We start from the raw sequence: 10,121 nt of genomic DNA, 5'->3' as shown, positions 1-10,121 counted from the left end.
CACACTCCTCATACACCCCGAGGATCACCGGTTCGCGGGCACTCCTAGATGAGGCACCGAAGGTGTTTCGCGGGCACTTTTCGTGAGTCTCGTCGCGTCCTTGACGCGGTGCGTGATCGAGAAACAATCGAAGCAAGGGTCGGCGGCGAACGCCGGAACGAAATCACGGCTCCTTCAGCGCGCCCACCCGAGACCAACCCCAGACTCGACAAGGCTCAACCCATCGAAGCCAGCGCCCCAAAGAAACAACGCCCAGACGCGCCGTACGTGTCCGAGATCACGTCCCCAGACATACCCAAAACAAGAACGCGTTCTAGAATTGAGCGTGAACCCAACGCACGACCTCGTAACCACCTGGTGGAACGGATTCGGAGGGTTACACAACCCCCTTTAGGCTTGCCTTAGTACCTCCACGGAAGGTTGAACTCCCTTATGCGTGACATCCGCGTTGCGATCGTCGGTGCCGGCCCGGCCGGCATCTACGCTGCCGACATCCTCACGAAGGAGCACCCTGGTGCGCGCGTCGACGTCATCGAGCGCCTGCCTGCTCCCTATGGCCTGGTTCGCTACGGCGTGGCTCCTGACCACCCGCGAATCAAGGAGATCATCAAGGCTCTGAAGCGCGTCCTGAACCAGGACAGCATCCGCTTCATCGGCAACGTCGACTTCGGCACCGACCTCAAGCTCGACGACCTGCACAGGTTCTACGATGCAGTCATCTTCGCCACGGGCGCGATGGCCGACCGCGAGCTCGACATCCCGGGGATCGACCTGCCCCAGTCCTTCGGTGCGGCCGACTTCGTCAGCTGGTACGCCGGCCACCCCGACGTCTCCCGCGAGTGGCCCCTCGACGCCGAGGAGGTCGCCGTCCTCGGCGCCGGTAACGTCGCGCTCGACGTCGCCCGCATGTTGGCCAAGCCTGCCGAGGAGCAGCTGGTCACCGAGGTCTCCGACAACGTCTACCAGGGGCTGAAGAAGAACCCGGCCAAGACGGTCCACGTCTACGCTCGCCGCGGCCCGGCACACATCAAGTTCAGCCCGATGGAGCTGCGCGAGCTCTCCCACTCCCCTTCGGTCGACGTCGTCGTCGAGGAGGAGGGCTTCGAGATCGACGAGGCCGGCGAGAAGGCGATCCAGAGCCACAAGGCGACCAAGCTGGTGGCCGACATCCTCCTGAAGTACATGGAGGCGCCCGCCGGCGACAAGCCCCACAAGATCGTCATCCACATGATGCAGAACCCTGTCGAGATCCTCGGCGAGGACGGTCAGGTGGTCGCGCTGCGCAGCGAGAAGACCGAGTACAACGGCGACGGCACCGTCACCGGCACGGGCGAGTTCACCGACACCCCGGTGCAGGCCGTCTACCGGGCCGTCGGATACCTCTCCGAGGCCCTCCCCGACGTGCCCTTCGACAGCGAGAACGGCGTCATCCCCAACGCCGGCGGCCGAGTGCTCGACCTCAACGGCGAGCACATCAACGGGACGTACGTCACCGGGTGGGTCAAGCGCGGACCGGTCGGCCTCATCGGCCACACCAAGTCCGACGCCAAGGAGACCATCGACAACCTCCTCCACGACCTCGACAAGCTCAAGCCCGCCGAGCTCGGCTCGCCCGCGGCGGTTCTCGAGCACCTGTCCGGCAAGGGCGTCGAGTTCACCACCATCGAGGGCTGGGAGCGGCTCGACAACCACGAGCGCTCGCTCGGCGAGGCCCAGGGCCGGGAGCGGATCAAGGTCGTCCCCCGCGACGAGATGATCCAGATCTCCAACAGCTGATCAAGTCTGTACGCAGCGGGCCGGCCACCCCAGGGTGGCCGGCCCTGCTTCGGTTCCGAGGTCTAAGCGTCGACGGAGAACGGGTTGTAAACGTCGACCCCCGTCGACGCGAAGTCCTTGGCGTTGCGCGTTGAAACTGTGAGCCCGTGCTCGAGAGCGGTCGCGGCGAGTAGCGAGTCCACCGCCGGCAGTGGCCGCACCGAGTTCAGCTCGCCCCACCGGTCCGCCACCGCCGCAGTGACCGGCAGCACTTGGTCGTCGTACTGTTCCACAAGCCCTTCGAGCCAGACGGTCAGTGCCTGCGCCGCGATCTCATCCCCTCGTGCCGCGAGGCGAGCCGCACCTGCAACGGTCGTCAACCAGAGGTTGACGCTTCGCTGTCGTCAACCTAGAGTTGACGCATGACGACTCCCCGCGATGTAGACCCTGCCCTCAAGGCCGTACGCCTCGACACCCTGATCGACTCGATCAAGAAGGCTCGGGACGAGCCGCTGGACCAGCTGGCCGACGCGATGCTGGTCGGCGAGCACCTGGGCGAGGTGGCCGACCATCTGATCGGGCACTTCGTGGACCAGGCTCGCCGCTCCGGCGCCTCCTGGACCGAGATCGGGACCCGGATGGGGGTGACGAAGCAGGCAGCTCAGAAGAAGTACGTCCCCAAGGCCGGCGAGACGGCGCTCGACCCGAACGCCGGGTTCGCGAAGTTCACCCCGCGTGCTCGCACCGTCGTCGTCGCCGCTCAGGGGGAGGCGCGGAAGGCCGCGAACGCGGAGACCGGCGTACCTCACCTCGTGCTCGGCCTCCTCGCCGAGCCGGAGGGCGTCGCGGGCCACGCGATCAGGGCTCAGGACGTCACCCTCGACGCCGTGCGCGCCGCGGCGACCGCCGCCACCCCGGAGCCCTACGGCGAGGTCGGCGAGATGATCCCGTTCACCGCCGACGCCAAGAAGGTGCTCGAGCTGACCTTCCGCGAGGCCCTGCGGCTCGAGCACTCCTACGTCGGCACCGAGCACATCCTGCTCGCCCTCCTCGAGTACGAGGACGGCGCCGGGATCCTCCACGAGGCCGGGATCGAGAAGGCGAGCACCGAGCAGAGCATCACCTCGATTCTCGACTCGCTCAAGGTCGACTTCGCCTCGGCCGACACCGACACCGGCGCCGGGGAGTAGCCGACTCAGGAATGGGCGCTACCTGATCTGAGGGACCGTCGGCGCGAGCGAGCAGCACGTGCCGGCGGTTTCGATACGTTCCCAGGACCTGGAGGTAGCCCATGTCACGCTGTTTCGGCCGACTCGTCCTCGGCATCGTCCTGGCCGTCGCGGTCCTCAACGTGCCCGCCGCGGTGACGACTCCGTCAGCGGAGGCGGCCTGCCGGCCGACGCTCAAGTCGTTGACCCTTGCCAGGAGCACTGTCGCCGGAGGCTCGTCGACCACCGCCACGATCAGGCTCTCCTGCCGGACTCCGAAACGCGCCAAGGTGCAACTGTGGGCCAGCACGGGCATCCGGGTCCCGGCATGGGTCTATGTCGCAAAGGGCCGGAGCACACGCGCGGTCGCCGTCCGGACCTCACCCACGACGGTCCGCAGCAGCGGCAGGGTCAAGACGGTCTACCGGCAAGTGGTACGCCGCGCGACACTCGTCCGCACGGCCACCCCGTGCTACCCGACGCCGGTGCCCACCGCGGTGGCGTTACCCGCCTACGTCCACGCCGGCCAGAGGGCCACCGGGACGGTCACGCTCGACTGCGTCGCCAAGACGTCCCTGGCGGTGAGCCTCACCTCGAGCTCGTCCTGGGTCACGGTTCCGGGCACGCTCACGATCCAGGCCGGGCGGCGTACGGCGTCCTTCACGGCGGCCACGAAGGCGCCCTCCACCGGGACCCTGCCCGCGTTCAACGTCACGATCAGGGCGACCCGGAATCGGAAGAGCGCCACCCGGGTGATGCAGGTCCGGCCGGAGATCCGATCGTTCCGGGAGGGGGACCGGTTCACGGTGAACGAGCCGGTCCTGACGCCTGAGGGGACCGAGGGCTGGGTGCACGGGACCCTCCGGATCACCCTGGACCATCCGGCCCCGCAGGGCGGGCTCGACGTGAAGGGATCCTTCCTCCCCGAAGGCGAAACCGTGACCGAGGTGGCGATCGGGTTCGACTCCTATCCGCCCGACTCCCGCGTGACCGACCACCTCGTGATCACGGACTCCGCCGGCAACGTCCTGGTCCACGAGGACTTCACCTACACCGTCCATCGGGCCCCGTGAGGGGGTCCCTGACGTGCCCGGGCAACACCCCTGTGGCCGAAGCACGCCAGGGACGTTTCAGGCCCCCACGGGCGCGAGGACGATGTCGAACCGCACCGACGACCAGGTGCCGTCGACGGCCCGGCCGTCCGGGGTCGGCGTCCCGGCGGCCTGCCGCTCGAACCTCTTGATCAGCGACTCCTTGACCCCGAAGACGGTGTCCTTCCAGCCGATCGGGTCGCCCTCCGGGAAGATGTGGGTGACCAGGGTGCGGCAGCCCTCGTGGGTGACCATGAAGTGCAGGTGCGAGGCGCGCAGCGGCGAGCGCCCGACCGCGGCCAGCATCTTGCCGACGGGGCCGTCGTCCGGGATCGGGTACGGCGTGGGCGTCAGCCCCCAGAACCGGTAGCCGCCCTCGGCGTCGGTGAACAGGTGCGCCCGGGCCGCCCGCGCGCCGGCATCGCGCTGAACGTCGTAGAGCCCGTCCTCGTCCGCCTCCCAGACCTCGATCTTGGCTCCGACCAGAGGTTTTCCGTCGGTTCCGGTGACCGTCCCGGTGACCCAGCACGGCTCGCCCGGTGCCCCGAAGGCCATGTCCCCACCCAGCTCGATCGCCGGGGAGTCCTCGACGAAGAACGGCCCGAAGACCGTGGCCTCGGTCGCGTCGGCGTACGCCTGGTTGTTGATGTTGATCGTCTGCATCGAGGCGCCGAGCGTGTCGGAGAGGAGGATGAACTCCTGGCGTACGTCGTCGGTGATGTGGCCGGCCTTGGTCAGGAACTCGATGGCCGCGGCCCACTCGTCCTCGGTGAGGCGTACGTCGCGGATGAAGGCGTGCAGGTGACGCGTCAGCGAGACCATGACCTCCTTCAGGCGCGGGTCCTCGCAGGCGTCGAAGGACGCGACGACGGTGTCGACCAGGGTCTGCTCGACCGCCTGCTGCTCCGGCGATACGCCAGCTACGTCGCTCATCAGCTCTCCTCTCCCGCCCACGCAGCGGTCAGCAGCGCGGTCAGGTTCTCCTCGGTGACCGGGGTCGGGTTGTTGTCGGGGATCGCGGCCATGATCGGCGCGACCGCCTTGGCGATGCCGTCCTCGGGCATGCCGTAGTCCTTGAGCGCCTTCGGCGCCGAGAGCGTCGTACGCAGGGCGCCGAGTCCCGCCACCGCGCTCGGCGCGCCGAAGGCCGCCGCCATCCGTGCCTCCGCCTCGGGGGCGGACGGCGCGTTGAAGGCGAGCACGTGCGGGAGCACGACCGCGTGGGTCTGGGCGTGCGGCAGGTTGAACATGCCACCGAGCACGTGACAGATCTTGTGGTGCATCCCCGACCCGGCAGAGGTGAACGAGACGGCTGCCAGATAGGCGCCGTAGAGGGTCTGCTCGATCCCCTCGATGCTCTCCGAGTCGGCCTTGACCAGGGGGAGTCCGGCGGCGAGCCCGCGGATCCCCTCGGCGGCGTTGACCCGGTCGATCGGGTCCACCCGCGGACCCCACATCGCGTCGACGCAGTGCGCGAGCGCGTTCAGGCCGCTGGCGACGGTCATCTCACCCGGAAGCGTGGTCAGCAGCGAGGCGTCGTAGACGACCGAGCGCGGCAGGACGCGGGCGTCGATGCCGGTCGTCTTGGTCTCGCCCGAGGTCAGGCCCCAGACGTTGGTCGCCTCGGACCCGGCGTACGTCGTCGGGACCGCCACGATCGGCAGCCCTGTGGTGAGCGCGACGGCCTTGGCCAGGCCGGTGGTCGAGCCACCGCCGACGCACACCAGCGCGTCGACGGCGGCCTCGGCCGCCCGCTCGCGAGCCCGCTCGGCGACCTCGACCGGCACATGCATCACGACCTCGTCGTGGCGCAGCGCGACCGGTACGTCGGCCGTCACCCGAGCGGCGAGCTCGGCCTCGCGCGCGCCGGCGATGACCATCACCCGACGCGCACCGAGCTCGTCGATCTCTGCTGCCACCGCAGCGGCCGCCTCGCCGGTGGCGAAGCGGACCCGCTGCGGCAGCGACTCGTGCGTGAACTTCATCGATCCCCCCGCACAGTCACAACCGGTCAGGCCTTGCCCAGCAGCGTCGCGACCGCCTCGCCCAGCGCGGTGCCGGGGTCCTCGGGAAGCGACATGGCCCGCCAGGCGATGTGCTTGTCGGGACGGACCAGGATGGCGCCCGACTCCTCGACCTCGCGGAGCTTCGCCCAGTCGAAGTAGAGGTCGGTGACCGGCCGGCCCGGGCCGATGACGACGGTCTGGAGCGGGATCCCGAACTTCGTCCGGGCCGCCTCCGCCGCGTCCTCCCACGCCTCGCCGGCGACGCCGGTGATCAGCGTCCACTTCGTGTAGGGGGCGAGGTCGAGCATCGCGTGCTTCTCGACGTTGTCCCCGACCCAGGCGTGCGGCAGGTGCGCACCCGGCGAGGTCGACATCCGGTGGTAGAGGTCCTCGTCGTCGGTCGGCGCCGGGCGGGTGCCGTCGGAGACGATCGCGGTGGACTCGTAGAACTGGCCGAGCTCGACGCCGTGGGCGTTGAACTCGTAGTTCTTGCGCTCCATCGCGGTGACCAGCGCAGCGCGCTTGGCGGCACCCTCGGGGGTGTTGGCCTTGCGCTCCTCGATGGCCTTGGCCATCTCCTCACCCTCGAGACCGACGACGCCGAGCGCCTCGAAGAGCTCGCCGAACTCACGCGCGGACTGGTTGGCGCGGGTGACGATGCGCTTGGCGACCGGGGCACGCTCGACGGAGTAGGACTCCAGCAGCGACGGCGCCGCATAGCCCTGGAGCACCGCGGCGAGCTTCCAGGCCAGGTTGTACGAGTCCTGGATCGAGGTGTTGGAGCCGAGACCGTTCGACGGCGGGTGCCGGTGGATCGCGTCGCCGGCGCAGAAGACGCGGCCCTTCTGGGCGTGGGTCGCGTACATCTCGTTCACGCCCCACAGCGAGTAGCCGGTCACGTCGGGCTCCAGGTCGGGCATCCCGAGCAGGTCGCGGATGACCTTGATCGCGTACTCCTCGGTCAGCTCCGGCGGCGGCTGGTTGATGTCGTAGCCCCACACGATCAGCCACTCGTCCCAGGGGCGGACCATGCGGACCAGGCCGGTGCCGATCCCGCCGACGTTCGAGCCCGGCTGGATGACCCAGTAGAGGACCGAGGGGCGGTGGTCGACGAGCTCGGAGAGGTCGGCCTTGAAGGTGATGTTCATCGACCCGGCGATGTCCATCGCACCCTCGAGCGGCAGGTCGATGTCGGCGCCGACCTGGGTGCGGGCGCCGTCGGCGCCGATGAGGAACTTCGAGCGGATCTTGTACTCGTGGCCGGTCAGCCGGTCGCGGGCGATCGTGGTGACGCCCTCGTCGTCCTGGGTGTGGCTGAGGTATTCGGTGGAGAACCGCGTCTGGGTGCCGAGCTCGGTCGCGTTGCGGACCAGGATCGGCTCGAGGTACGTCTGCGGGATGTCGACGGTCAGGCACGGGCTCGCCAGCTGGTAGTCGGCCTCCCGGTCCGGCCGGGTTCCCCAGGTGCGGATGCGGCCGATCTCCTCGCCGGCGATGCTGGTGCAGAAGACGGTGTCACCGACGAGCTCGTGCGGCGTCGCGTCGGCGAGCACCTGCTCCTCGATGCCCAGGTCGCGGAAGATCTCCATCGCGCGCTGGTTGGTGATGTGTGCCCGCGGGGTGTTCGCGGTCCAGCGGTACTTCGTGATCATGATGTTGTCGACACCGAGCTCGCTCAGGAAGAGCGCGGCGGACGCGCCGGCCGGGCCGGATCCCACGACGAGGACGTCGGTGGTCACGACATCCTCGGTCTCGGGGACCTCGGTCTCTTTCTGGCCGTCGTCGAAGACTGGCATGTTCTCACCTTTCCGAGGCCACGGCGGGGTGTGGGAACGCAGCCTCAGGGCGAGTCTTGCGGCCCGCTCGGGCAGCTTCAAAGGTGGGGTCGCTGATTGGCGGAAATGCGTACGCGACTCAGCTGTCGAGCGGGAGCCACGCCCGGACGGCAGCGACCGTCGAGCCCGGCCTACGCGTCCACTTGAAGTGGTCGATGCCGGGCTCGTCCAGGTGGACCCGGGCTACCTCGAGCCCCGGCATCCGGCGCTGGATCTCGTCGACCGTCGCGCTCGGGGCCAGCCAGTCGCCCTCGATGGAGACGAGCAGCGCGGGCTTCTTCAGAGCTCGCATCTCCCCGGTGATGTCGCGGGCCGGGCGACCGAAGCGGAGCCGGCCGGTGCGGGCGTACCGGGCCCATTCCTTCATCAGGGTGCGGGCCTCGCGCCCGGCGAACTTGAGCTGCTTGCCGGGGAAGTGACCGACGACGCGGCCGACGAGGCCCATCACCTGGCTGGCGACCAGGAAGCCCGGGCCGTAGTTGCGCCAGTAGGGCGTCTGCGAGGCGACGTAGATCAGGCCGGCGACCCGGTCGGGTTGCAGCGCGGCGTAGGCGCTGGCGGCCTGGCCGCCGAGACTGTGCCCGAGGACGTACGCCGCACCGGCCGAGGCCGGGATCAGGTCGCCGAGACGGTCGACGGCGGCCGCGATGTCATCGACCAGGTCGGCGTACCCGAAGTCGTAGGACCAGCCGGCAACCCGCCCGCCGAGCTCTTCGTGGCCGCGTTGCTCCATCCGGCCGACGTTGATCCCCGCCTCCGCGAAGGCCACGATCAGCTTGTCGTAGTAGCCGGCCGGCATGCCCATCGCGGGGACGACCAGCACGGTCGGCGCCTCGGGGTCCGCCGCACGAACCACGGTCAGCGTGAAGCTGGTGCCCTCGGCGCGCTCGATTCCGTACGCCTCGGGGGTGGTCGTGGGGGCGGAAGTCTCGGTCACCCAACCAATGTTACTTGCGAGTAGTAAAGTCCGGTAGTCGGGGATCAAACGGTCGGTTACGCGCGAGTAGAGCGACCGTCTGATCCCCGACTACGGGCTCAGGCCGCCCATCGATGGCTCAACAGGCGGCGGCGCTCATCACTCGAGAGTGCTCGTCGGTCGGCCACTGTCACCGATGGGGTCCACCACGCCGGCGGATCCAGTGTCCAGCGCCTCGGCCCCGCCACCGCTCGTGCCCGTTTCCGCGCGGCCAGGGTGCGGGCCTTGAATCCGGACGGATCGCGCAGGTCGGCAGAGACCATGGTGACGTACTCCAGACTGACAGCGCGCAGATCTCCCTCACGCCGGATGTCCTTGGCACGATGCTTGCCCTCGAGGTGCAGCGAGCCGTCGTACTCGCCCACGACACCGGCCTCCAGGTCGAGCACGTCAGGCGTGCCGACATGTCGGCCGGCGAGGTCGAACACCGGGTGGTTGCACACGACATCTCGGATACCGAGCTCCTCCCACGCGAGCCGGAGATCGACCTCGGGCGGCGACCATGCGTTCTCATCGAGGAAGTGGAGCGCATCCCGGACCCGCGCGATTCCGGTCCAGCCGCGGTGCGCAACCGCCCATTCGGAGATCTCCGCGATGGAGACCAGGTCATGGAGCGCCGCCATGTCGTGGGCTCGTACGGCCGCCCGCCGGTCGTGGGCGTAGCGCATCTCGAAGGTCACCGACCGCACCGGGATCGTCACCCGGACGCCGTCGACCACCTGGACGTCAGAAAGGAGGAGTCGCTCACCGCATACGGCGATGCCCGGACGTGACACCAACGAGTGAGCAGTGGCCGCCACCGTCACCGGTCTCGGTCGACCTGAGAGGTCGTAGCCGTCGAACCACTTGCATCGCATCCACGCCAACGCCGCCCAACCGGCCACCGCCGCATGCGCTGGGAGCAGCACAGATGCCTCGAGCACTCGCTGCATCGGCGCATGGGCATCGACGTCGGCCGGCACGTAGAACCCGTGGCTGCTCCGCCGCCACTCACGCCCCCGGGCCTGGCGCGGGGGTAGGTCCGGTCTCGCCACTCGGGTCGAGGCGCACCGGCCGCACCACGGAAGGCCGCGCAGCGGAGTAGTCCGGCGGTCGGAAGTGAGGAGATCGGGCAGCCACGAGAACACCATCGGCCGGGCGCCGCCCAAGGATCCACAACAATCCCCCACATGTGCACAACCCTGTGGATAACTCTGGAGAGCGGTGGATAGTCGGGGATCAAACGGTCGGTTACTCGCAAGTAGAGCGAC

General features: G+C 68.9%; 9 protein-coding genes. 3 read left to right on the top strand and 6 right to left on the bottom strand.

Features of this window, described 5'->3' with window-relative positions; translation table 11 throughout:
• Window positions 1-432 precede the first annotated feature (432 nt).
• On the top strand, window positions 433-1,776 hold the full coding sequence (locus ACFWQC_RS11325; RefSeq protein WP_378677252.1) for an FAD-dependent oxidoreductase: 1,344 nt from the start codon (window positions 433-435) through the stop codon (window positions 1,774-1,776).
• Between the two features lie 62 nt (window positions 1,777-1,838).
• On the opposite strand, the gene ACFWQC_RS11320 is transcribed toward ACFWQC_RS11325, so the two are convergent.
• Window positions 1,839-2,135: a PIN domain-containing protein gene (locus ACFWQC_RS11320; RefSeq protein WP_378677249.1), complete on the bottom strand. Its 297-nt coding sequence runs from the start codon at window positions 2,133-2,135 to the stop codon at window positions 1,839-1,841.
• 42 nt (window positions 2,136-2,177) lie between these two features.
• On the opposite strand from ACFWQC_RS11320, the gene ACFWQC_RS11315 reads away from it, so the two are divergent.
• Together ACFWQC_RS11315 and ACFWQC_RS11310 are read left to right on the top strand one after the other, a co-directional pair.
• Window positions 2,178-2,945 (top strand): Clp protease N-terminal domain-containing protein, encoded by a 768-nt coding sequence (locus ACFWQC_RS11315; protein ID WP_378677247.1) that lies wholly within the window; start codon window positions 2,178-2,180, stop codon window positions 2,943-2,945.
• Window positions 2,946-3,046: 101 nt separating this feature from the next.
• The gene (locus ACFWQC_RS11310) at window positions 3,047-4,036 is read left to right on the top strand and encodes a hypothetical protein (protein ID WP_378677245.1); all 990 of its coding nucleotides are present in this window, start codon (window positions 3,047-3,049) and stop codon (window positions 4,034-4,036) included.
• Between the two features lie 57 nt (window positions 4,037-4,093).
• Here the strand turns inward: ACFWQC_RS11310 and ACFWQC_RS11305 are convergent, their stop codons facing one another.
• From ACFWQC_RS11305 to ACFWQC_RS11285, 5 genes are all read right to left on the bottom strand, one after another.
• Window positions 4,094-4,987 (bottom strand): dioxygenase, encoded by an 894-nt coding sequence (locus ACFWQC_RS11305; RefSeq protein WP_378677242.1) that lies wholly within the window; start codon window positions 4,985-4,987, stop codon window positions 4,094-4,096.
• A complete protein-coding gene (locus ACFWQC_RS11300; protein WP_378677240.1) occupies window positions 4,987-6,039 on the bottom strand; it encodes a maleylacetate reductase in 1,053 nt (350 codons plus the stop codon). The genes ACFWQC_RS11305 and ACFWQC_RS11300 overlap by 1 nt, the downstream gene beginning before the upstream one ends.
• A gap of 26 nt (window positions 6,040-6,065) precedes the next feature.
• Window positions 6,066-7,856 (bottom strand): FAD-dependent oxidoreductase, encoded by a 1,791-nt coding sequence (locus ACFWQC_RS11295; RefSeq protein WP_378677238.1) that lies wholly within the window; start codon window positions 7,854-7,856, stop codon window positions 6,066-6,068.
• Between the two features lie 118 nt (window positions 7,857-7,974).
• Window positions 7,975-8,832 (bottom strand): alpha/beta fold hydrolase, encoded by an 858-nt coding sequence (locus ACFWQC_RS11290; RefSeq protein ID WP_378677236.1) that lies wholly within the window; start codon window positions 8,830-8,832, stop codon window positions 7,975-7,977.
• Window positions 8,833-8,930: 98 nt separating this feature from the next.
• Complete coding sequence (locus ACFWQC_RS11285) at window positions 8,931-9,671, bottom strand: hypothetical protein (RefSeq protein ID WP_378677232.1); 741 nt, start codon at window positions 9,669-9,671, stop codon at window positions 8,931-8,933.
• Between the last annotated feature and the right edge of the window lie 450 nt (window positions 9,672-10,121).

The organism is Nocardioides sp. NPDC058538 (genome assembly GCF_042719275.1).
Classification (GTDB): Bacteria; Actinomycetota; Actinomycetes; order Propionibacteriales; family Nocardioidaceae; genus Nocardioides.
The sequence above is the reverse complement of the archived record's forward strand: the minus strand, read 5'-3'. Positions and strand labels throughout refer to the sequence as shown.

What these genes read in the sequence shown, in the direction of transcription:
- ACFWQC_RS11325 (WP_378677252.1), top strand. Translation starts at nt 433, where the DNA reads ATGCGTGACATCCGCGTTGCGATCGTCGGTGCCGGCCCGGCCGGCATC.
- ACFWQC_RS11315 (WP_378677247.1), top strand. Translation starts at nt 2,178, where the DNA reads ATGACGACTCCCCGCGATGTAGACCCTGCCCTCAAGGCCGTACGCCTC.
- ACFWQC_RS11310 (WP_378677245.1), top strand. Translation starts at nt 3,047, where the DNA reads ATGTCACGCTGTTTCGGCCGACTCGTCCTCGGCATCGTCCTGGCCGTC.
- ACFWQC_RS11305 (WP_378677242.1), bottom strand. Translation starts at nt 4,987, where the DNA reads ATGAGCGACGTAGCTGGCGTATCGCCGGAGCAGCAGGCGGTCGAGCAG.
- ACFWQC_RS11300 (WP_378677240.1), bottom strand. Translation starts at nt 6,039, where the DNA reads ATGAAGTTCACGCACGAGTCGCTGCCGCAGCGGGTCCGCTTCGCCACC.
- ACFWQC_RS11295 (WP_378677238.1), bottom strand. Translation starts at nt 7,856, where the DNA reads ATGCCAGTCTTCGACGACGGCCAGAAAGAGACCGAGGTCCCCGAGACC.